This is a genomic window from Pseudomonas sp. MCal1 (assembly GCF_026341415.1).
In the GTDB taxonomy this organism is placed as follows: Bacteria; Pseudomonadota; Gammaproteobacteria; order Pseudomonadales; family Pseudomonadaceae; genus Aquipseudomonas.
On record NZ_JAKUMP010000001.1, the window covers coordinates 116,483 to 137,486 of the forward strand.

25 protein-coding genes and 1 pseudogene are annotated in these 21,004 nt (G+C 59.0%); 17 read left to right on the forward strand and 9 right to left on the reverse strand.

Translation table 11 applies throughout. From position 1 onward, the window contains the following. Positions 1 to 196 precede the first annotated feature (196 nt). Positions 197 to 748: a cytochrome b gene (locus MKZ87_RS00575; RefSeq protein ID WP_085698220.1), complete on the forward strand. Its 552-nt coding sequence runs from the start codon at positions 197 to 199 to the stop codon at positions 746 to 748. Positions 749 to 761: 13 nt separating this feature from the next. Here MKZ87_RS00575 and MKZ87_RS00580 read toward each other — a convergent pair whose 3' ends face one another. Further along, the gene (locus MKZ87_RS00580) at positions 762 to 1,688 is read right to left on the reverse strand and encodes a universal stress protein (RefSeq protein ID WP_085687688.1); all 927 of its coding nucleotides are present in this window, start codon (positions 1,686 to 1,688) and stop codon (positions 762 to 764) included. A 219-nt stretch (positions 1,689 to 1,907) separates the two neighbouring features. On the opposite strand from MKZ87_RS00580, the gene MKZ87_RS00585 reads away from it, so the two are divergent. Further along, positions 1,908 to 2,981 carry an NAD(P)-dependent alcohol dehydrogenase gene (locus tag MKZ87_RS00585; RefSeq protein WP_266200062.1) on the forward strand — a complete coding sequence of 358 codons (1,074 nt, stop codon included), beginning with the start codon at positions 1,908 to 1,910 and terminating at the stop codon, positions 2,979 to 2,981. A 31-nt stretch (positions 2,982 to 3,012) separates the two neighbouring features. Here the strand turns inward: MKZ87_RS00585 and fnr are convergent, their stop codons facing one another. Then, positions 3,013 to 3,756, reverse strand: a complete 744-nt coding sequence (fnr, locus tag MKZ87_RS00590) for a fumarate/nitrate reduction transcriptional regulator Fnr (RefSeq protein WP_085687692.1) — start codon at positions 3,754 to 3,756, stop codon at positions 3,013 to 3,015. Positions 3,757 to 4,065: 309 nt separating this feature from the next. On the opposite strand from fnr, the gene MKZ87_RS00595 reads away from it, so the two are divergent. From MKZ87_RS00595 to MKZ87_RS00615, 5 genes are all read left to right on the forward strand, one after another. Next, positions 4,066 to 4,986, forward strand: coding sequence for a universal stress protein (locus MKZ87_RS00595; RefSeq protein WP_266200271.1), 921 nt, complete (start codon positions 4,066 to 4,068; stop codon positions 4,984 to 4,986). 98 nt (positions 4,987 to 5,084) lie between these two features. Then, a complete protein-coding gene (locus MKZ87_RS00600) occupies positions 5,085 to 6,473 on the forward strand; it encodes an MBL fold metallo-hydrolase RNA specificity domain-containing protein (protein ID WP_266200272.1) in 1,389 nt (462 codons plus the stop codon). Between the two features lie 237 nt (positions 6,474 to 6,710). Next, a complete protein-coding gene (locus MKZ87_RS00605) occupies positions 6,711 to 6,923 on the forward strand; it encodes a hypothetical protein (protein WP_085698223.1) in 213 nt (70 codons plus the stop codon). Then, on the forward strand, positions 6,920 to 8,170 hold the full coding sequence (locus tag MKZ87_RS00610; protein ID WP_266200063.1) for an MgtC/SapB family protein: 1,251 nt from the start codon (positions 6,920 to 6,922) through the stop codon (positions 8,168 to 8,170). Before MKZ87_RS00605 ends, MKZ87_RS00610 begins: the two co-directional genes overlap by 4 nt. An 88-nt stretch (positions 8,171 to 8,258) precedes the next feature. Further along, positions 8,259 to 9,176, forward strand: a complete 918-nt coding sequence (locus MKZ87_RS00615) for a universal stress protein (RefSeq protein WP_266200064.1) — start codon at positions 8,259 to 8,261, stop codon at positions 9,174 to 9,176. A 49-nt stretch (positions 9,177 to 9,225) separates the two neighbouring features. Here MKZ87_RS00615 and MKZ87_RS00620 read toward each other — a convergent pair whose 3' ends face one another. Next, positions 9,226 to 9,789, reverse strand: a complete 564-nt coding sequence (locus MKZ87_RS00620) for a GNAT family N-acetyltransferase (protein WP_085698225.1) — start codon at positions 9,787 to 9,789, stop codon at positions 9,226 to 9,228. Between the two features lie 202 nt (positions 9,790 to 9,991). Here MKZ87_RS00620 and MKZ87_RS00625 point away from each other — a divergent pair, with 202 nt between their 5' ends. From MKZ87_RS00625 to MKZ87_RS00645, 5 genes and pseudogenes are all read left to right on the forward strand, one after another. Continuing rightward, positions 9,992 to 10,939: a universal stress protein gene (locus MKZ87_RS00625; RefSeq protein ID WP_266200065.1), complete on the forward strand. Its 948-nt coding sequence runs from the start codon at positions 9,992 to 9,994 to the stop codon at positions 10,937 to 10,939. After that, positions 10,936 to 11,820: a universal stress protein gene (locus MKZ87_RS00630; RefSeq protein WP_266200067.1), complete on the forward strand. Its 885-nt coding sequence runs from the start codon at positions 10,936 to 10,938 to the stop codon at positions 11,818 to 11,820. The genes MKZ87_RS00625 and MKZ87_RS00630 overlap by 4 nt, the downstream gene beginning before the upstream one ends. 23 nt (positions 11,821 to 11,843) lie before the next feature. Beyond that, positions 11,844 to 12,383, forward strand: a pseudogene (locus MKZ87_RS00635) (zinc-binding dehydrogenase); the annotation flags it as partial. Next, positions 12,380 to 12,709: an antibiotic biosynthesis monooxygenase family protein gene (locus tag MKZ87_RS00640; protein ID WP_085703641.1), complete on the forward strand. Its 330-nt coding sequence runs from the start codon at positions 12,380 to 12,382 to the stop codon at positions 12,707 to 12,709. The pseudogene MKZ87_RS00635 and the gene MKZ87_RS00640, both read left to right, overlap by 4 nt. Positions 12,710 to 13,125: 416 nt before the next feature. After that, complete coding sequence (locus MKZ87_RS00645; protein WP_266200068.1) at positions 13,126 to 13,488, forward strand: DUF6124 family protein; 363 nt, start codon at positions 13,126 to 13,128, stop codon at positions 13,486 to 13,488. Between the two features lie 67 nt (positions 13,489 to 13,555). Here the strand turns inward: MKZ87_RS00645 and MKZ87_RS00650 are convergent, their stop codons facing one another. The 4 genes from MKZ87_RS00650 to MKZ87_RS00665 all read right to left on the reverse strand — a co-directional run bounded on the left by MKZ87_RS00650 (position 13,556) and on the right by MKZ87_RS00665 (position 16,403). Further along, positions 13,556 to 13,912 carry a hypothetical protein gene (locus tag MKZ87_RS00650; RefSeq protein ID WP_266200069.1) on the reverse strand — a complete coding sequence of 119 codons (357 nt, stop codon included), beginning with the start codon at positions 13,910 to 13,912 and terminating at the stop codon, positions 13,556 to 13,558. Positions 13,913 to 14,079: 167 nt separating this feature from the next. Further along, the gene (locus MKZ87_RS00655) at positions 14,080 to 14,460 is read right to left on the reverse strand and encodes a DUF6632 domain-containing protein (protein ID WP_085698230.1); all 381 of its coding nucleotides are present in this window, start codon (positions 14,458 to 14,460) and stop codon (positions 14,080 to 14,082) included. 228 nt (positions 14,461 to 14,688) lie between these two features. After that, on the reverse strand, positions 14,689 to 15,795 hold the full coding sequence (locus MKZ87_RS00660) for a DNA alkylation repair protein (protein WP_266200070.1): 1,107 nt from the start codon (positions 15,793 to 15,795) through the stop codon (positions 14,689 to 14,691). Between the two features lie 2 nt (positions 15,796 to 15,797). Continuing rightward, positions 15,798 to 16,403 carry a glutathione S-transferase gene (locus tag MKZ87_RS00665; RefSeq protein WP_085703637.1) on the reverse strand — a complete coding sequence of 202 codons (606 nt, stop codon included), beginning with the start codon at positions 16,401 to 16,403 and terminating at the stop codon, positions 15,798 to 15,800. 410 nt (positions 16,404 to 16,813) lie between these two features. Here MKZ87_RS00665 and MKZ87_RS00670 point away from each other — a divergent pair, with 410 nt between their 5' ends. The 3 genes from MKZ87_RS00670 (at position 16,814) to MKZ87_RS00680 (ending at position 19,369) form a co-directional block, all read left to right on the forward strand. Then, a complete protein-coding gene (locus tag MKZ87_RS00670) occupies positions 16,814 to 17,218 on the forward strand; it encodes a TraR/DksA family transcriptional regulator (protein ID WP_039767046.1) in 405 nt (134 codons plus the stop codon). A 610-nt stretch (positions 17,219 to 17,828) separates the two neighbouring features. Then, on the forward strand, positions 17,829 to 19,052 hold the full coding sequence (locus tag MKZ87_RS00675; RefSeq protein WP_416383539.1) for a methyl-accepting chemotaxis protein: 1,224 nt from the start codon (positions 17,829 to 17,831) through the stop codon (positions 19,050 to 19,052). A 113-nt stretch (positions 19,053 to 19,165) separates the two neighbouring features. Continuing rightward, a complete protein-coding gene (locus tag MKZ87_RS00680) occupies positions 19,166 to 19,369 on the forward strand; it encodes a hypothetical protein (RefSeq protein ID WP_085698234.1) in 204 nt (67 codons plus the stop codon). A 6-nt stretch (positions 19,370 to 19,375) separates the two neighbouring features. Here the strand turns inward: MKZ87_RS00680 and MKZ87_RS00685 are convergent, their stop codons facing one another. Both MKZ87_RS00685 and MKZ87_RS00690 read right to left on the reverse strand, forming a co-directional pair. Beyond that, positions 19,376 to 19,612, reverse strand: a complete 237-nt coding sequence (locus MKZ87_RS00685) for a DUF2789 family protein (RefSeq protein ID WP_085687730.1) — start codon at positions 19,610 to 19,612, stop codon at positions 19,376 to 19,378. A gap of 39 nt (positions 19,613 to 19,651) precedes the next feature. After that, positions 19,652 to 19,915: a hypothetical protein gene (locus tag MKZ87_RS00690; RefSeq protein WP_139834857.1), complete on the reverse strand. Its 264-nt coding sequence runs from the start codon at positions 19,913 to 19,915 to the stop codon at positions 19,652 to 19,654. Between the two features lie 408 nt (positions 19,916 to 20,323). Between MKZ87_RS00690 and MKZ87_RS00695 the strand changes: the two genes are divergently transcribed. Next, positions 20,324 to 20,794 carry a hypothetical protein gene (locus MKZ87_RS00695; RefSeq protein WP_007950541.1) on the forward strand — a complete coding sequence of 157 codons (471 nt, stop codon included), beginning with the start codon at positions 20,324 to 20,326 and terminating at the stop codon, positions 20,792 to 20,794. Further along, positions 20,791 to 20,988 (forward strand): hypothetical protein, encoded by a 198-nt coding sequence (locus tag MKZ87_RS00700; RefSeq protein ID WP_085703635.1) that lies wholly within the window; start codon positions 20,791 to 20,793, stop codon positions 20,986 to 20,988. Before MKZ87_RS00695 ends, MKZ87_RS00700 begins: the two co-directional genes overlap by 4 nt. Positions 20,989 to 21,004 lie beyond the last annotated feature (16 nt).

The window sequence follows — 21,004 nt, forward strand, 5'->3', positions numbered from 1 at the left end:
CCTCCCTCAATAGGTTTGAGTGGAGTATCCGGGCCATTTCTTAACGAAGTCTGAAGGTGAAAAAAGTTAACGAACGACCGATCTTCAGATTGTCTTAAGACTGTCAGGGCAGGGTGACGCCGTCGGCTCGCCCGGCAAAAACCGATCGAGACGGCCGAACGAATCGGCCGTCGCTCACAACAATCACGAGGCACCTATGACCCGCGACATGCCCGCAAACCGTTATGGAAAACTGTCGATCACCTTGCACTGGCTGATGCTGGCGCTGTTCGTCGGCGTATATGCCTGCGTTGAAATCAAGGGGTTCATGCCCCGAGGCAGCGAAGCGCGGGGCCTGTTAATGGGCCTGCACGGGGTGTTCGGCGCGAGCATCTTTGTTCTGGTGTGGGTACGCCTGCTCGGGCGCCTGACGCCGCGTCCGCCAATCACCCCGAAACCTCCCGCCTGGCAGACCGCAATCGCGCACTTGATGCACCTGGCCCTGTACGGGCTGATGATCGCCACGCCGGTGTTGGCCTGGCTGATGCTGGCAACCGGTGACAAACCTTTCCCGTATTTCGGCTTTCATCTGCCGTCGCCGCTGGCGGTGGATACCGACCTGGCCAAGCAACTCAAGCACTGGCATGAGCTGATCGGCAATGCCGGTTACTGGTTGATCGGTCTGCATGCGGCCGCCGGACTGTTCCACCACTACTGGGTGGGTGACGACACCCTTGACCGCATGCTGGGAGGACGCACTCGCTCCTGAGGCGCAAGCCTGCTCAGTCGGCCAGATGTTCGGGCGCTACGACCCAAACGCTGCACGGAATCTTGTACAGCAGGTGTTCGACCGTACTGCCGACCAGCCGATCTACGCCGTGATGGCCGACACGTCCCATGACGATCATGTCGATGTCATATCCGCTTGCGTAACTGCAGAGCACCTTGGCCGGGTTACCCATGACCATGTGCTGACGCTCGTCTGGAATGCCGTTGCGCTCGGCGAGTTCGCGAAACGCAGCGGCCTGCGCATCGAACAGCGATTTGGCGGCGCTGGAGGAGAAGAATGCCGAGGCATTGTCGAAGCCGAATTCATTGGCGCTGATCGAAGACAGATCATGGGCATACAGCACGTCGAGTTCGGCATTGCACAGGCTGGCCAGTCTGGCAGCCTCGCGCAGGATCCGGTCGTTGAAACCGGCGTATTGCCCGTCACGGTGGAACGGATCTACGGCGGCCAGGATCTTGCGCGGCAGGGCATGCCCGACATGGCTGACGAAATGCAGCGGCACCGGGCATTCGCGCAGCAAGTGAATATCCAGCGGGGTGAACATCAAACGTGAAAGGAACGATTCTGGCTCCAGCGCCTTGATCAGCGCCGCCATGGGCTGTTCCCTGAGATGAATGAGGATTTCCTGTAACGGCCGTTCCACCCATACCACTTCCGTGGTGACGGTGACCCCGAGCTTGCGCATCGAGTGCGCCCGCTCTTCGAGCCACTGACGATGACGCTCGATATAGCCGATCCGCATCTGCTCCAGTGCTTGCTCGTTGACCATGCTGGCGGTCGCCAGACCTTCGAGGTAATCGAAAGCCACGATGTGCAGGGCCGCGCCCGCCGCTTTGGCCAGTGCCGCCGCACGCTCGAAAGCCGGGTTGTTTTCCATCAGGGGTGGGGCGACCAGCATGTAACGCGATTGCTCTGACATGACGACTCTCCTTTGGCAGGACGCTTTGAACCGATGGTCACAGGCTGCGCCGTGCCTGAGTTGGGCGTTTGATCTTTGTCAAACAATGGGTGGCCGGCAGAACACGACAGACGGATGGTCAATCGTCGTGGATGTCGTCGATTGTTGATCATTATCAAGTGCCGCTCAGGGAGTGCGGCGCAGGCTGGGCCAAGAGTCGGATCGCTCAGGAGAATGCTCATGGCCACCATGAAAGCCGCCATTTTTGTCGAAAACAATCGCATCGTGCTGGATGAAAAACCGATCCCCGAAGTCGGCCCGCTGGACGCTCTGGTCCGAATAACCACCACGACCATTTGCGGTACGGATGTACATATCCTGCGGGGCGAGTACCCGGTGGCGAAAGGGCTGACGGTCGGTCACGAGCCAGTGGGCATCATTGAGCGTCTGGGTTCGCAGGTGCGCGGATTCGCAGAAGGGCAGCGCGTGATTGCCGGCGCCATCACCCCCAGCGGTCAAAGTTATGCGTGCCTGTGTGGTTGTGGTTCTCAGGACGGGCCGGACACTCGCCATGGTTTCCGGGCCATCGGCGGGTGGAAATTCGGCAATACCATCGATGGCTGCCAGGCCGAGTACGTACTGGTGCCCGATGCCTTGGCCAATCTTTGCCCGATTCCCGATGGCCTCAGTGATGAGCAGGTACTCATGTGTCCGGACATCATGTCCACCGGTTTCTCAGGTGCCGAACGGGGTGAGGTGAGCATCGGCGACACCGTCGCGGTGTTTGCCCTGGGGCCCATCGGCCTGTGTGCGGTGGCCGGTGCCCGGCTCAAGGGCGCCAGCACGATCATCGGTGTCGATGCAGTGGCCGAGCGCATGACGGTGGCGCATCGTCTGGGAGCAACCCATGTCGTCAATTTCCGGGAGGGCGATGTGGTCGAGCAGATCATGGCCCTGACCGACGGGCGCGGCGTCGATGTCGCGATCGAGGCACTGGGCACGCAAGGCACCTTTGAATCGGCGTTGCGCGTGCTGCGTCCGGGCGGTCGATTGTCGAGCCTGGGCGTTTACTCGAGCAATCTGCACATACCGCTCGACGCCTTTGCCGCAGGGTTGGGCGATTACAGCATCGTTACCACCCTGTGCCCCGGCGGAAAAGAACGTATGCGGCGTTTGATGGCAGTTGTGCAGAACGGCAGGGTTGACCTGTCACCGCTGGTGACTCACCGATTCAAACTGGATGACATCGAAGCGGCCTATGACTTGTTTGCGCACCAGCGTGACGGGGTGATGAAAGTGGCGATTACACCGTGAAGGTGACGGTGTGGCCAGCCCGTCGGCCAACTCACGGCAGGTGACGATGGCAGCCGGCGACCAACTGCTTGAGCCCGTCCATGTTCTGAATGGTGACGTCGCGGCCGGTGATTTCCACCAGCTCCAGGTCGCGCAGGTGGGCGATGCCGCGACAGACGGTTTCCAGGCGCAGGCCCAGGTAGGAGCCGATCTCCTCCCGACGCATCTTCAACACAAAGCAGCGGGACGAATAACCCCGGGAGTTCAAGCGTTGCGACAGGTTCAACAGGAACGCCGCGAGGCGTTCATCCGAATTCATGTTGCCCAGCATCATCAGCATGTCGTGATCGCGAACGATTTCCCGGCTGAGGATTTTGTTCAGGTTGTGCTGCAGTGACGGCAGCTCCCGGCTCAGTTTTTCCAGATGACCGAAATGGATGGGGCAGACTTCGCTGTCTTCCAGCGCGACCGCATCGCAGGTGTGCAGGTCCGAACTGATGGCGTCCAGACCGAGCATTTCACCGGCAATCTGGAATCCGGTGACTTGCTCGCGACCGTCGATCGACAGCACGCTGGTCTTGAACGACCCCAGCCGCACGGCATAGAGCGAGCGTAAAGGGTCACCGGCACGGTAGAGCGCAGCGCCTTTCTTGACCTTCAGTCGCTGGGTGATCAGCGTGTCCAGGCGCTCGATTTCCCCACCGCTCAAACCGAGCGGCAGACACAACTCCAGCACGCTGCAACTGGAGCACGCCGTTTTGAGTTGTTGATTGCGACAAGAGCGAGTTTCTGCCACCGAAAAGCCCTCACTTTCAGCCTGTTCAGCATAGTTCTCGGGTCGCCATTGGCACGGAAAAAACGTCGTCAAACGACGAATGGATCCGGGCTGTCAGACATTCACGTGCATCAGAAACCAGCCATGAATCAGTGTGGCGACGTCTCTCATTCAGTTGATAAAAATCAGTGATTCAGACGTGTGCCGCCAGATACTTGAACGGCAGCGTTTCCTGATTGTGGTCACACGCAGAGAAACTCACGCCCCTGTCGCTCTTCAGGAAATCAGGTTTGCAATCTTCAAGGTAAACGTTTCAGGGAGAGGCACGTGGTGCTCAAACTCAAACGCATTCTATTGATCGCCCCTGGTGAAATGACTCTGACCCCGGCGTTTGAGCGCGCCTGTGCGCTGGCTTGTGCAGGCGGAGCGCTGTTGCACATCGTCGCGTTCGATTATGTCCCGGTGCTGGCAGCGGCCGGACTGTTTGCGCCCGAGGCAATGGCCCGGGCGCGGGAAGGGTATCTGCAAGTGCATCGGCACTGGCTGGAGCAGCAGGCCCGCTTCAAACGATGCATCGGCCTGAACGTGACCACTGAAGTGGTCTGGGCCAGATCGTGCCTGGCGCACGTGCTTGAGTACGTGAACGACTTCCATCCGGACCTGGTCGTCAAGGATACCCATTGCGTCCCGGCTCTCGACCGGGCTTTCCATCGCTCGCTGGACTGGCGCTTGCTGCGCGAATGTCCGGCACATCTGCACCTGGTGACTCGCGCCGGGCATGCCAGGCCAATGAAGATCCTTGTCGCGGTCGATCTGTCGCATCTGGAAGCACTGACGCGGGGGTTGAACGACCGGCTACTTGACCTTGCTTGCAGGCTGGCGGCCGATTGCGGCGCGGCGCTGCACCTGCTCAATGTCGGTTGCTGGGCGGTCATGGATGAGGGAACCGCAAGTGTGCCGACAGGCAGCCTGGACGACAGTCTGAAAGACGCAATCGAGGACGCCCAGCAAGAAGCTTTCGAAGCACTCGCCGAACGCTATGGCATCCCGAGTTCATGCAGACACTTGCTGACCGGCGTCCCGCGAAAAGTCATCGGGCTGTTTGCCCGGCAGCACGCTTTTGACATGGTGGTTCTTGGGATGCTCTATCCCGATGGCAAACACCGGCTCATCGGCAGTACCGTCGAGAGCCTGTTGAACCAGGCTCCCTGCAGTCTGATGATCGTCAAGTCGCCGCAGCCCTCCGATTGAAAGTGAGCGTTGTCAGGTCAGCAGTTGATAAAAATCAACGGCTCCCGAGCCAAAAGGAGCGCTCAATAGTGCTCCTCCGAGCGTTCAAGGAAACGGCCATGCGAATCACATTTCTGGGTGCTGCGGGCACGGTGACGGGCAGCAAGTATTTGCTGGAACATCATGAGCAACATGTGCTGGTCGATTGCGGCCTGTTCCAGGGCTACAAGCAACTGCGACTGCACAACCGCGACCCGTTCCCGCTCCCTCCCGGCGGTCTTGACGCGATTGTGCTGACCCATGCCCATCTCGATCACAGCGGCTATCTGCCGGTATTGGTACGCAATGGTTATCGCGGCCCGGTCTACGCCACGCCAGCGACCTGTGAACTGGTAAAAATCCTGCTGCTGGACAGCGGTCGATTGCAGGAAGAGGAGGCTGAGTTCGCCAATCGGCATGGTTTCTCCAAGCACAATCCGGCGCTGCCGCTTTACACCGAACAAGACGCGGCACGCGCGTTGAAACTGTTGCGGCCGGTGGAGTTGCACCACAAGCTTCAAATTGTCCCCGGCATGACCATCGAACTGCGCTGCGCCGGGCATATTCTGGGCGCAGCGACGGTCACGGTAGTTGCCGAAGGACAATCCCTGGTGTTTTCAGGGGATCTTGGGCGACCGGATGACCCTTTGATGTTCGCCCCGGAAACGGTCGAGCAAGCAGACTTTCTGCTGGTGGAGTCAACGTACGGCGACCGAAAGCATCCAGCCGAATCACCCCATCAACAGTTGGCCGAGGTCATTAACCGCACTGCGTTGCGCCGAGGCATCACGCTGGTGCCATCGTTCGCAGTCGGACGTGCCCAATTGCTGATGTATCACCTGTATCAATTGAAACGCACAAAAGCGATTCCGGATCTTCCTGTCTACCTGAACAGCCCCATGGCCACTGACGTCACGGGCCTGTATCAGCGATTTCGCAGCGAGCACAAATTGTCTGCGCAGGACTGCGACGGGATGTGCCATGTCGCGCAGTTTGTCCAGACGGTCCAGGACTCCAGAGAGCTTGATCAAATGCGCACGCCGGCGGTGATCATTGCTGCCAGCGGCATGGCGACGGGAGGGCGGGTTGTCCATCATCTCAAGGCGCTGGCTCCCAACGCGCTCAACACATTGTTGATGCCGGGCTTTCAGGCCGGTGGCACCCGTGGGGCGCAGATTGTCGCGGGCGCTCCCAGCGTACGCATCCATGGCAGGGACGTACCCATCAACGCCGAGGTGGTGCCCATGCAAACCCTGTCGGCGCATGCCGACGCCGATGAAATCATGCAGTGGTTGCGTGGATTCAAGCGGCCGCCGAAACACACCTTCGTGGTGCACGGTGAACCAAACGCTTCCGACACGCTGCGCCGCCGCATCAGCCTGGAACTGGGATGGCCGGTGTCGGTGCCGGAGTATCGCGACAGCGTGGATCTGGCTCGATTTGACTTCGATATGGATCGGCAGCGCTGACGCAGGGATACCCCCAACCGTTTGCGGCGTGGATTGTTGATCATTATCAAGGGTCGGTCGCGTAGCCCGGCGCAGTCTGGTTCAGCGCCCACCCCCGGCAGATGACCGCGATGCTGGCCTGATGCCGAGGCGCTCAAGGTCATCGGCGACGGCCACTCATGGCGAGCTCACGACACTGCTTCGAGGGATGTAACGGTGACTGCATGTCGGATTGTCTTCGGCGATTGGAGGTGATCGATGAACATTGAAATCAGTGGACCAAGCGGCGACCAATGGATCGTGCGAATGGATGCGTTCGTGGTCAGGTTTGACAGCAAGGTCGCTGCGCAATCTTTTGTCGATCAGCTCAAGGCAAGGATCGATGCGCCTCATGTGTGGCCAACAATTGTCGATACAGCGCCGGTTGCACGACCAGAGGTCGCGCGCGCCCGTGATCCCGTCGCGCTATGACCAACGCACTGGGTCTGGCCGGAGCCGCCGCGGCGCTGGGGATCGGCATGCTGGTCGGTCTGGAGCGCGAGCGGCACAAAGGGCGCGGCGACAGCCGTGCCTGCGCCGGGTTGCGCACATTTGCGATCACGGCGTTGCTGGGTTACGTCGCGATGCAAGTGGGCGGCGCGCTGCTGGTGGGCATTGTGGGCGGCTGTCTGGCGGTGCTGATCAGCGTGGCTTATTGGCGCAGCCTGAGCAGTGATCCAGGGGTAACCAGCGAAGTGGCCTTGCTCACGGTGCTGGTACTGGGCGCGCTGTGTGGTACAGCGCCGGAATTGGCAATTGCCGTTGGCGTGGTCATGGCGGGGCTGTTGGCTTACCGGCAGAAACTCCATCACTTCGCCCGCAGCCAGTTGAGCGAAGCGGAGATGCGCGATGGGCTGGTGCTGCTGATCGCAGCGCTGGTAGTGTTGCCGCTGACGCCTGACCGGTTCATCGGCCCCTACTCGGCGCTAAACCTGCGCACCCTTTGCACATTGACCGTGTTGCTGATGGCCGTCGGCGCCATCGGGCATATCGCCGTGCGCACGTTGGGGGTTCGCTACGGCTATGCGGTCAGCGCCATCGCCTCCGGTTTCGCCTCCAGCACCATGACGATCGCGGCGATGGGGCACATCGCCCGCAAAGACCCGGAGCACCTCAAAGTATTGAGTTCGGCGGCCCTGCTGTCGAACCTGGCCACGGCGGCGCAGGTCGCGCTGATCCTCGGCGCGGTCGACACCGCGCTGTTGCCGCACCTGTGGGGACCGTTGCTGGCCGGAATTATCGTTACGCTGCTGTTCAGTATGTGTTTGCTGTTCCCCAAACCTGCGGTCGCTGCGAACCAGCCGATCAAGGTCGGCGGGGCGTTCAATCTCAAACTCGCGCTGGCGGTCACGTTGACCATGGGCGGGGTGACGTTCTTGTCTTCGTTGATGCTCGACTACTTTGGCGAGGCGGGCGTGATGCTGACCGCCGTACTCAGCGGATTCGCCGATGCGCATTCTTCCACGGCTTCGATTGCCACCCTCGCCAAGGGTGGTCTGTTGGCTTACAGCGCTATTGCGCCACCCGTGCTGCTGGCGGTCAGCAGCAACGCATTGAGCAAATGCCTGGTGGCCTGGATCAGTGGCGGACGACGTTTTGCCGCGTATGTCATACCCGGCCAGATTCTGCTGACCGCTGCCATGTGGGCCGGTCTGCTGGTGAATCAAGCGACGATTTGACCGGACACTGACAAAAATCAAAGTGGTTGTCGGTAAAAGGGCCAGCGTGAGTTTAATTCCCTGCCATCGCTCAATGTCGAGGTGCACCATGTCACAGGAACCCCGCCTGCTGCTGATCGCTCCATCCGCCATGGACCACACGCCGGCATTCGATCGTGCCTTGGCATTGGCCCAGGCGCTGCAAAGACCGCTGCATATCGTGGCGTTCGATTATTTACAGGCGCTGGCCGTGGCCGGACTGTTTGCACCCGACCAGGTCGCAGTGGTCCGTGACGCCTACCTGGAGAAGCATCGCCATTGGCTCGAAGAACAGGCGACCCGGATGCGTGGACACGGGGTCGTCGTCACGAGCGAAGTGGTGTGGGTTCAGGACCCGTACGCGGAGATTGTGCAATTCATCAATGAAATGCCGCTGGTGATGATCATCAAGGATGCCCATGAAGAGTCGGCCCTGAAACGGGTGTTCTTCACCCCGCTGGACTGGCAACTGCTGCGCGACTGCCCGATTCCGGCACACTTGGTGACCAATGCCTTGAACCCACGCCCCCGTCATGTTCTGGCGATCATCGACGTGCTGCGCAGCGAAGATCAGGATCTGCTGTTCAACGACCAGATCATCGACGCGGCATCGAAGCTGGCCGAGGTGTGCAATGCCCGGCTGCAGTTATTGCACGTTTACGATTGGACCGCCGCGTATGCGCAAGACTACGGTTTCGGCGCGTTACCGCTGGCCACCGGCATCTACGAGGCATTGGGGACGGCACAGCATGAGGCGTTTGCCGCGATGGCCGAGCGTCACGGCGTGTCGACGGACTGTCGCCATTTCATCGAAGGTGTGCCGGTGCCGGCCATTTGCCGATTCGTCGAAGAGCAGAATGTCGATGTCATCGTCGCGGGTACGGTGCAGCACAAAGGCATGAGCAAACGGCTGGGCACCACCGCCGAACAGCTCCTGCACCGGGCACCGTGCAGTGTGTTGGCGATCAAGCCGGGCAGGGGGCTTTAGCGCCGAAGCGCCGGCGATCGCCCGTTTGGACGATCGCCGGCCGCAGAGGCTACAAATTCAGGCTGTGAATGACCTGGCGAGGATCTTCAGGATCGCTGTTCCGTTCAAACCCCAACGTCCGGGCCAGGTCCCGCATTTGGGCGTTGCTGGCGGCATCGACCGAGTACATTCGGTGCATTCCATTCTTGCGCGCCGCCGTGATCAAGTGCTCCATCAATAATGTCCCCAACCCCAGATGCGTCCATTCATCGGCAACGGTAACGGCGCATTCGCACTCGTGTTCACCCGTGGCGGCATAGCGGCTTACGCCGATTTCGATCAATTGACCGTTGTCGTGCACCAGCGCTACATAAGCCAGGCGCAGGCGATTATCGGTGTCCATCAATTGGTCCAGCATCGTGCCCGACGGTTCATTGATCTGCGCCAGAAAGCGCATATGTCGCGACTCGGGAGACAAGCGTTTGATGAACGCATATTCGCGTTCCCGATCCTTTTCCGAAAGAGGCCGGATCAGTACATGACGACCGTCCTTGAGTGCTTCGATCCAGTGTTGGCCGGCGATCGAGGCATAGGCAACGGCGGCTCGTTCGTTGTGGTCTTTGACGGTGAGCATGAGGAGAACCTCCCTGCGGTTTGGAGACGGGCACGGGACACAGCGCCCCGCAGTCGCTTTCTTTCTACGCCGCTCGAAGGGCAGGAATCTGATCTGGGTCAGAGACCGGCGATGTTGAATCGTCCGGAGTTGATGTAAATCAACTGCGCGCCGGCAGTCAGGCTCAGTCTCAAAGCCTGTGGTTGTCTTGCGGAGGTGTGTGATGGGGCAATATCAACGTTTGCTGCTGGTCGCCGACCGGACCCTGCATCAGACGCCCGCCATGCTGCGCGCAGTGGCGCTGGCCAAGGCGAGCGGGGCGGCGCTGGATGTTCGGGTATTCACTGAGCCGGCGCCGGTTGTCCGGCTGTGGGAGGACAAAATCGACGAGGCCGGCTATCAGCGATACCTGCGTCACCATCGTCGCTGGGTTGCCGATCAGCTTGAGCAACTTTCAGGACAGGGATTGAAGGTGACAGTGGAGGTGGTGTTCACCACGCACCCGCAACTGGACATTTTGCGGGCTGTCGCAGACCTCAATCCTGATGTGTTGATCAAGGACGTGGCGATGGAACCCCTGCTTAAACGGGTTTTCATCACGCCGCTGGATTGCCATTTGCTGCGCGAGTGCCCCGTGCCCGTGCATCTGGTTAACGAGGTCCGTTACAGCCTGCCGCATCGCATCGTCGCGGCCGTGGATCCGTTCGATCCAGAGACCCAGATCAGCGGTCTGAATGACACCATCATTCAGACCGCCAACGCGCTGGCCGCGCAATGTGACGCGCCCATGCACCTGCTCTACGCTTATGACCTGTCACCGGCATTCAATGGCGATGCGCCGTTGGTCGGTGCCGGCTGGGGAATGGATTTTGTCGAGGAGCTGCGGCAGTCCCTGCATCAGGCGTTCATCAATCTGGCCGAACGCTACGAGATTCCACCCGAGCGACGCCATTTTGTGATGGGGCTGCCGGTGCCGGTCATCAGCGAGTTTGTCGAGCAATACGTGGCGGATGTGGTCGTGATGGGCACCGTACACCGGACCGGTATCGATCGATTGATCGGCAGCACTACCGAACGGGCATTGTATTCGGTACCCGGTAGCATTCTGGCAGTGGGGCCGGGCGTCAGAGCCGGCGTAGACAGTCACTCAGCTGACACGAGGTTGCCATGAGCCAGTATCAGCGATTGCTGCTGATCATCAATCCGCTCCTGCGCGAGTCCGGCGCGATCAATCATGCAGCAGCGCTGGCCAGGGCCAGCGGCGCGCGTTTGCACCTATTGGCGCTGATTCCTTCGCCCGAAGGTTTGTCGCTGCTGGAAACAGGCAACCGGCAACAGGCGCGCGAGGCATTTCTTCAGGATCATCGGCAAACGCTGGAGGCCCGGGCGGTCAATCTGCGCGGCAGGCGGATCGAGGTGACCATCGAAGTGGAATGGGCCGCTGATGTGGAGCATCGCATCCTTGATCACGTCAAAGCGTATGAGCCCGATCTGCTGATCAAGGAAATCGAACAGGTGTCGGCCCTCAGACGTGCGTTTTACACGCCGCTGGACTGGCAATTACTGCGCGATTGTCCGGTACCTGTCTATCTGGTGGGTGGAAGCGGCTATGTATTGCCTCGCAAAGTGCTGGCGGCGGTCGAGGTGTCGGATATCGAGTCCGCCGACAACTCGTTGAACGAGCAGATCATCCGGCAGGCCAATGCCCTGGCCATTCAGTGCGACGCCGAGTTGCACTTGCTCTATGCCTGCGATATTTCCGCCGGGTACCTGGCGGACATGGGCGGATTGCCGCTGGCCGAGCTGACCCGGTCACTGCGCGAAGACCTGCAAAAATCGTTTCTTCGACTGGCCGGGCATTTCGGTGTGGCCTCCAGTCAGCGCCACTTCATTGAAGGCCGGCCAGTCACCGTGCTGAGCGAGTTCGCCGACGAGCAGCATGTCGATGTCATCGTGATGGGCAGGGTTCGCAAGCGGGGTCTGAGCAAGTGGTTGGGCAGTACCACCGAGCACATTCTTTATCAGGTGCCTTGCTGCGTTCTGGTGGTTTGACGAGGTTTGCCAAGCTGTCGGCAGGGGGAGGCGTCGGACACGTCGCCATCCAGCTCGCCAAAGCGATGGGCGCCAAAGTGTTCACCACCGCGCGCGAAGCAAACGCCGAGTTCGTCCGCCGCATGGGCGCCGATGTGATCATCGACTACGAAAAAGAAGACTACGTCGACGCCATCCTGCGGGAAACCGATGGCCTCGGAGTGGACGTGGTGTTCGACACCATCGGCGGCGACTCCCTGTCGCGCAGTCCTGACGCCCTCGCACAACTAGGCCGCGTGGTCTCGATCGTCGACATCGCCAAACCACAAAACCTGGTCCAGGCCTGGGGCAAGAACGCGAGTTATCACTTCGTTTTCACCCGCCAGAACCGCGGCAAGCTCGATGAATTGAGTGCCCTGGTGGAGCGAGGTCAACTTCGGCCCCATGTTGGCGCGGTGTATTCGCTTGCGGAGATTGCGCTGGCCCATACGCGGTTGGAAAGTCCCAATAACGGTCTTCAAGGGAAAATTGCGATTGCGGTCGTGCCGGCGCTTCGGTCGAGTTCTGTGGGGAATGCGTCATGATTTATGAGATTGCCTTGCTGCCTGTTCATGCAGAACGTCGTGAAGCGTTCAGACGTGCATTTACCGAGGTTGCACCTTTACTCCGCCGCGCGAACGGGTACGGCGGGCACATGTTGGCGCAGGGGATTGAAACGCCTGAGCGGTTCAATTTGATCGTGCGGTGGGAATCGCTTGAGGCTCATACAGAGTTTGAGGCAGGGGAGGATCACAGGATTTTTATGCTGGGGCTGGAGGGGTATTTTTCGGAGGAGCCACAGGTTTATCACATTGAGGGGGCGGCTTTTAATGCCCGTGAAGGTGATGGGGATCTTTGGCCCGGAAACTGAGACATGCTTTTGTGATGAGTAAGCCGGACTGGGTGACAGTCCGGCTTTTGTCCGGAGTTAAACGCGGTGCGCATTGGTTGTTTAAATAAGTCCTACAGTCACACCCGGATGCCCACAGCGCCTTGCGCCGTCCCCTACACCTAAGACAGAATCCGCCGGCTTGTGCGTCTGGACCTCCGACCGTAACTTGATTCCCGTCACTGCCCATCAGTGATCGGGTCTGCAAGCCCGCCGGAAAACCAGTCGCACAGCCTGCTAAAGGACGCTCGTTCGCGTCCGCTCAATGGCGGCTTTGTGCGGGAGACCCTCGGGTCTGCCGGGTGCCTGGTTTCCCGGTCTTGCAGACCCGCACATGGATGCCACCCATCATCTGCAAGTGATGCTGGTAGCTCCTATTGAAAATCAGGAGTTTCACCATGATCAAAGCCACACCGAATCCTCCGGAAACCGATCCGGTTTCACCCTACAAATTCCCCGACTCCCGAACCCTGAACGAGGCAGCCGAACGCGCGCTCGACCATTACCTCACTCCGCAGCAACGGGTAATGGGGAGTCACCACAAACACGATCCGATGTACCTGGCCAATCCGGCGTATGACACCGAATCACTGCTCGCCAATGCCAGCGAATCTCTCGGTTCGGCCGGCGAGATGCTCAACAACTTTGCGGCCACTTTGGAGCCCGCTCACCGTAAGACCGCGATAGGGATTGCGCAGATTGTGATGCTCGGGGAATTGGCGGTGAATCAGGCGTTGGATAACGTTGAACTGAAGACCTAAGTCTGTACTTCAGTAAAAAGGGAGCAGATTCATTACCTGAATCTGCTCCCTTTTTTGTTCGTTGAGCTCAGCCGTTGGCGTCTGCTCTCTTTTCCGCCGTCACGATGCAAGCCTTGTAGAAATTGTTCTGGAAATCGCTGATCGATTTCTGCTGCTGGCTCTCGGTTGAGTACTGAGGAATCGCGTACGCCTCGCGGATCAACGTCCTGAACAACTCACCCACATACTTGCTCTGCTTGCCTGCCGCTTCGGCCAGTTCCGACAGCGAAGCCATGGGCACGCCTTGCTGCCTGCTCTTCATGACCTGTTTGGCTGAATTTTCTATCCGTTGGCACTCTTCGAGCTCTTCCTGCGGCACAGGGGAGGCAAGAGCGGAAAAACTGATGGCGAAGGTTATTGCTGCTGCAAGGCATTGTTTGTGCACGAAGTGTCGTCCCTGGTTTTGAGGCTGAACATTATCATTCGGCACTCAGTGGCACCAAGGCCGGTGAGAGTAGAGCGGAAATGGAAAGGTCTCCTGTTGTTTCTTAATGGTGTCTGTTGTTTCGAAGCATCTCCAGACCGGCTCCAGGCTCCATGACCTATTTCGAACTAAGAGACAGGTTGCGAGCGGGGCGTCAAGATTGCCAAGGCAATCGCCACGATGAAGAGCGCCGGCACATCACCTGCCAAGTGCCCCATCTGCCCAGGCTGGGTGGCCGCCTGGACGGCCATGATTGCTCCGTGCACGACGCTGGACCACACGGTGAACCAGATCAGGCTCAGATTGGCTAACGGATCACGTGCGGCCAGGATCAAGAACACGCCCAGTGTGGCGTAGATGCCAACGATCATCAGCGGGTAGTCTGAGTGGCCGATGTGCCAGGCCCAACCAGACGGCCAGAACACCATGAGTGGATAGAGGGCAAGGCACGCGAAGCCAGCCAGAACCAGAACAACGCGCAAAAACCTGAGGCGATCAATTACGGTCATGGAGAAATTCTCTTTGGGCCCGCTCTAAATCAACCACGTGTGGCGTGATGACGCCTTCACGAGCCTGGTGGATAAGGTTTTCCTTTTCTGTCGTCTACCGCTGACGTGTCCTATCGCCTTGCCTTGCGGATTGAAAACGCGCACACCGTCGAGTTTTCCAGGTCGGCCTCTGGGTCACCGTTGCCGCCCCAGCCACACCACAGATTGGGTAACCGGCCGGTATTGACGTTATGAAGTGATTATTTCAACGGCAGAAGTTGCCAGCCGCTCCCCGTTAACCATCACATGCACTGCATGCTCCCCCGCATAGTGTTTCCTCGTAGTGAAATCCTTGATCACCTGCCGCCGCGACACAACCTCACTTCCAAACCCCGCCAAATCCAACGTTTTCAACTTGAAAACCTTGGCCGACGTCCCGCCATTGGCCTTCACATAGTCAATCGCATAATCAATCACCAACCGCTGTTCAACGGGCACCAACGATCGAACGGTAAACGATAAAGTAATCGTCTCCCCAAGCCGCACAACCGCCGGTTCCACCTTCACATCCAATAACTCGACCTCAGCCTTTGCCCCAGCACCGATAACCGCGAGCGCCCGCAATTCCCCCTGTTTGATCAAACTCCGCAACGCATGTTTGGCAATCCACGCCGTGTGCCTGTTCTCCAGCGACCATCCTTCAACTGTGTCCAGCACCCAATCAGGATGCTCTTTGGTCACGTCATTCAAATGATTCGCCACGGACTTGCGCACGTACAAACTTTCATCGGCCTTCAACCGGTCAAGAATCCCGGCTGCCAACAGGGGATCAGCCTGCACCGGTTCCAGCCGAAACGACCAAGGCAGGCGCGGACGACTGCCTTCGCTGGCCAGTCTTCGGACATGGTGGTTTTCATCTCGCGCCCAGTCGTGCATCAGTTCCAGCGAACGTTCCAGGTCGCTGCGCAGGAAATGGCGGATGGCGAATTCGGAGGAGCCGAAGGTGGTGAAGTACTTCAGGGCTTCCATCGAGGTATCGAACGCGTGCGCGCCGTAGCTCGCGACATAGTGCGGCAGGCACATGCTGACGAAGCCGCTGTTCAGTCGCGGGGCAAGTTCGCGCAGGACGGCGAGGGAGTCTGCGTAATCCAGCGGCAGCACGTGGTGCAGGCTTTCGCTGACGCGGGCCATGCGCTGCATGACGGAGAGGTCGGCGAGGCCGTCGTTGGCATGCTTGAGAAATGCCTTGGCCTTGAACGCCGGGTACACGGCGCTCATTTCTGTGGCGATGTGTTGCAGACGTTCGGCGTTGAAGATTTCTTTCAGGGCCGGGGTGGCGGTTTCGGTGGTGCTCATGGTCAGGTCATCGGGGTGCTGATGAACGCCTGGGTGCTTTCGGCGTACGCGGTGTATTGGGCGATGCGCGGGAAGCGCTCCGCGTCGATCTGGTCGGGGACGACGAGGCCGGTGAAGCTCCAGGCGACGGCGAGGGTAATGCCGTTCTGTTGGAGGGGGCCGTCGGTGGGCAACGGGTGTTTTTCGAGTTCGTGTTCAATGGCGGCGAAGGCGGCGGCGAGTTGGCCTTCGACGCGTTCGACCCACGGCTGGTATTGAATGTCGGCCGGGCGCATGTTGCGTTCGTAGTAGAGCTGCACGGCTTTTTCGCAGGCGGCGAGACCGAGGCCGATCAGGCGCAGGGCTTTGACCCGTTGCGTCAGGTCTGCAGTTAGCAGGGTTTTGCCGGACAGGGCTTCGAGATAGTCGAGGATCAAGGTTGAGTCGATCAGTACTTCGCCGTCATCAAGTACCAGGGTCGGCGCCTTGACCACCGGGTTGATCTGCTGGAAGCGCTCGAAGTGACGGAACACCGAGACCGGGTCGTGTTCCAGTTCGATCCCCAGGCATTTGGCGGAGATCGCCACGCGGCGCACGTAAGGGGAGTCCAGCATGCCGATCAGTTTCATGACGCGTTCCTTCAAGTCGAACCGGAGAGGGCATAACGTAGCTGAGGTTGGGGGGATTTGTCAGTCTTTGAGAAGGGGCTGGTTTCGCGGTCAATGATCGTAACGAATTGCGACAAAGCGCCGCTCGTCCGACGTTTGTCTTCTATATACAGCCGCTCGACTGAATTTCTTGCTATAAACGCACTCCGATGAGCGCTGTGAAGCTTGTGTCAGAGCAGTTTCCGAGCCTTGTCGGACAAATTCCCGGTATTTACAGTTGCTGAGGCCTCAAACGGGCCTTAGACTGCCGCCCCTTCGTAAATTGAGTGCCGGGTGGCGTTTGCAATAAACGATGCCTTTCCGATGACCGCAGGCGGTTCGCCGGAACGCTCCCTAATTCGCCTTAATGCACGTTTTTTATAGAGATATCAATGACAAAGGACAAGTTGCTGGCCATGCCGGCAGATGACTACATGAATGCCGAGCAACACGCTTTCTTTCAAGAGCTGTTGCAGAACATGAAAGTCGAAACCCATGAGCGCATTGAGCAGAACCGTATTGCCATCGAAAGCCTGGACACCCCGGCTGACCCGGCGGACGCCGCATCGGTGGAAGAAGAGCGCACCTGGCTGGTGAACGCGATTGATCGCGACCAGCGCATGCTGCCGCAACTCGAGCAGGCCCTTGAGCGTATCAAGGAAGACAGCTTTGGCTGGTGCGACGACAGCGGCGAGCCGATCGGCCTGAAACGCTTGCTGATCAGCCCTACCACCAAGTACTGCATCGAAGCTCAAGAGCGTCACGAGCAGATCGACAAGCACCAGCGTCAGGCCTGATTCCTGAGGCGGCCCCTTCGCTGTGGGTCGTCGCGAAAAGATCGCAGCCTTTTGCAGTTTCTCAGTGAACTGCAAAAGTCTGCGATCTTTGCTTTTTCTCGTCTGCCGAAAAGTCCTGCCCACCATTCCATTGACCTGCCACAGACCCACGACTAACGGACCATGGATAATGGCGTTGTAGTGGCGTTTAATGCAGCCACAACAATGAGAACAAGCGTGGGGTAACAAAATGACGAGAGATGGATCTCTGGTTGCGGCTCGGCCTGCACCAGTTGTTTTGCCGAAGAATCGCTGGATGACGCCGACCCTGCAAAGCATCGCCCTGATGCTGTTGCTGGCCGGGATGAGCCTGGGCGAATGGCCCTTGTACGTCAGCATGCCGCTGGCGGTACTGATCGTCTGGCTGCCACGCCTGCGTTCCCGGGCGGTCTCTGATGCGCAACCGGTCGATAGCAGCAACGCGATGTCCGAGCTGACTCGCGACCTTTCGTACACCACCAGTCATAACGCGCTGTCGGCTGCTGGCGTGGCTTTTTCCGTCAAGGAGCTGGCGGGCAAGCTGCAATCGCAACTCGACGCCGCCGCGCAGATCGTCAATAACGCTGAAGTCATGATCGCCACTGAACAGGCCACTTCGCAGCTCAGCCGCGAGGCATTGGGCGCTGCCAGCGAAGCCCATCACAGCAGCGCAGCAGGGCGCACCGAACTGGTGGATTCGATCTCGCGCATGCATCAGCTCAGCCAGCGCGCCAATGCCAGCCGCGAACTGATCGAAGCCTTGAGCCAGCGCAGCGACGATATTCAGCGCGTGACGTTGGTGATCCAATCCATCGCCAGTCAGACCAACCTCCTTGCATTGAACGCCGCGATCGAAGCGGCCCGGGCCGGCGAGCACGGTCGCGGCTTTGCAGTGGTGGCGGATGAAGTGCGCGGTCTGGCGGCGCGTACTGCGACGGCCACTGGCGAAGTGGGCGAGATGGTCGCCGACATTCAGCAACGTACGGCGCAGGTGGTGGAGCAGATACGTCAGCTCTCCGACGATTTGCACACGGGTGTCGAGCAGGTCGAACACACCGGTCAGCACCTGGAAAACATCGCACGACTGGCGGCCGGTGTAGAAAACCAGGTCAGCGAAATTGCCCGGGGTGCAGAAACCAATCGTGAACAGCTCGACAGCCTGTTCACTGCCATCGAACAGATGCGCAGCGATCTGGCGATCAGCGACCAACAGACTCGTCGCCTGGCCGAGGCCGCGGTGCAGATGGAGGGCCAGGCAGAAACCATCAGCGAACGCCTGGCTGAAGTCGGGCTGGATGACTATCACCAGCGCATCTACGACCTCGCCCGCGAAGGGGCCAGCCAGATTGCTGCGCGCTTCGAGGCTGACGTCGAGCAAGGGTGCATCAGCCTTGAAGAACTGTTTGACCGCCAGTATCAGCCGATTCCAGGCACCCAGCCGGCCAAGTTCCAGACCCGTTTCGACCGCTACACCGATCAGGTGCTGCCGGCGATTCAGGAACCGTTGCTGCCGCGTCATGAAGGCCTGGTATTCGCTATCGCCTGTACGCAGCAGGGTTATGTGCCGACCCATAATAAGGTGTTCAGCCAGCCACTGACCGGGGACGTGCAGGTCGATACCGTCAACAATCGCACCAAACGCAAATTCGCCGACCGCACGGGCATCCGCTGCGGCAGTCATCAGCAACCGGTACTGTTGCAGACCTACACCCGCGATACCGGCGAGCTGATGCACGACCTGTCGGTGCCCATCATCGTCAAGGGACGCCACTGGGGTGGATTGCGTCTGGGCTACAAACCGGAGAAACCGCGCTGAGGCATTGTTGCCGGAACTGCAATTAAGCTGTGCAGCGGCGTTGCTGTTTCCTCTTGATCCACTTCATTAACATGCCCGCATAGTTAGGTTGCTAATGAAGTTGGGAGGTCAGCATGCAATGCAGAGTCGATGTCGCGGTGATGATCGGCAGCGGTGTACCCGCCGGACTGCGCGCGATGGGGCAAAGTGTCTGCTGGGTGGTGCTGCTCAATGGCGAGCAGCGCGGCACCGCTTTTGCCAGTCGCGATGAAGCCGAGGAGTGCAGGGCGGCTTGGCTCGCGCAGTTGGGCGCCAGAACAGAGAACAGCCTGCACTGATCGAAATCATTTGCCCCGGTGCAGGCGCACATTCAGCTCGTCGACCATCACCGCTTCTTCGCCATCGGCACGCAGCCATTCCTTGAGCAACTGCGCTTGTTGCGGGCTCCAGAAGTCGGCGTCGATCAACTTGGTATCGGCTTCCAGCGGATGGGCTTCGATGAAGTCGTCAATCGCCGCTTCCTCCGAAGGCAGCCCCAATTGATCGAACAGGGTTGTCAGGTTGTAGGCAGGCAGTTCCATGGTGTACTCCTTGAAGAATGGCGGGATTGATGACTCTCTTTATCTGAGGTGCTCGCTGGTCAGGAGTTCGATTCGCGATTCCAGAGAACGGGCGAGGGCGCAGGCGGCGTTATGATTCTCGCGGAAACCTCTTACAAGCCCCGTCGACTTTTCCCTGATATGGAAAAAGCTGTTGCCCGCCGGGACCACCTGAAACAACGGCTCCCGACCAGAAGGCTCAATTGTAGGATCAGTCTCGAACACTGGAGTGTTCAAGGCAAAGACGGGTTCGTGAGTCACGGCAAAATGCGTCATAGTGCACATATGAAGTCCTTTTCATGGATTGACCCGCATTTACAGGGTGTTGCGGGTAGTCGCGAACAGCATCGCTGCTCTAAAATCGCCAACACCTGTTGACGGTATGGCGCTATCTAAAGCAATTTTTTGCGTGCGATATGTCGGAAAAGTGCTTTTTTTGGTGAGTTTTTTCCCTAAAGTTCGTAGTCAGTTTTCTTTGGCCGGCCTTGACGCGTTTTCCTTCAACATTTGGAGAACGTCTTTGCAGGTTTCGCGAGTGGCATTCCAGTAGTCTTGTGCAACTCGCGTTGAATGAGCACTTCGCTCGCTCAGGCGTATATTCGAGTCATCGCGCAACACCTTCGGCCAAGCCGAATTTTTCTGCCGTGCGCGCTATTCGCGTGCGGCACTCTTTTCAAGTGTGGGGATGTTTCTTTGGCAGTCAGTAACCTCGATATGCATGCTTTGTTCGTGCTCGGTGATTTGCGGGCAAAGCTGGTCAAGCAGTTTCAATCGCGTTTTGTTTACATCACCGAGCAGAACGCCGAAGGCATTTATGTTGCCGAGATCGATACCGAAAGCGCACTGGTGGTCGATGACAAACCTGGCCTCAAGCTCAAGGTCGGTGATCATTTCAGCGCGTCGGTACTACCGAGCCGTGAAGGCGGCAAGATGGATATCCGCTTTCGCGAAATCAAAATGACCGTTTACGGTCTGGGCGATTACGCGTTCGTCACCACAGCCGACGGCCATGCCATCGTGTTCAAGGAGGGCCATAGCGCGGTCACCGTGTTTGCCGCCAATGAACAACTCCAGGAAGGCCTGACGAAGACCCTGAAAGCCGTCACCGCCAAAGCCGCCAAGTGGCGCAAGGGCGAACTGGTGACGTTCAAGGCCAGCGAGTGAGCCGCGCCGATTTCCATTTGCAGAACCTCGACAGCGCCCGTGATGAAGCTCGTCGATTGTTCGCTGCGAAGGACGAATTGAAGGGTGCCTGGCTGGGTTGGGTTGCCTCGCAGATCTACGCCTTGCAGCCTGCGGAATACGCCAGCATGGTCAGACGCGAGCTGAAGAGCCTGCAGGAAATGTCTGAAAAGTAGCCTTATCCGTTTCATG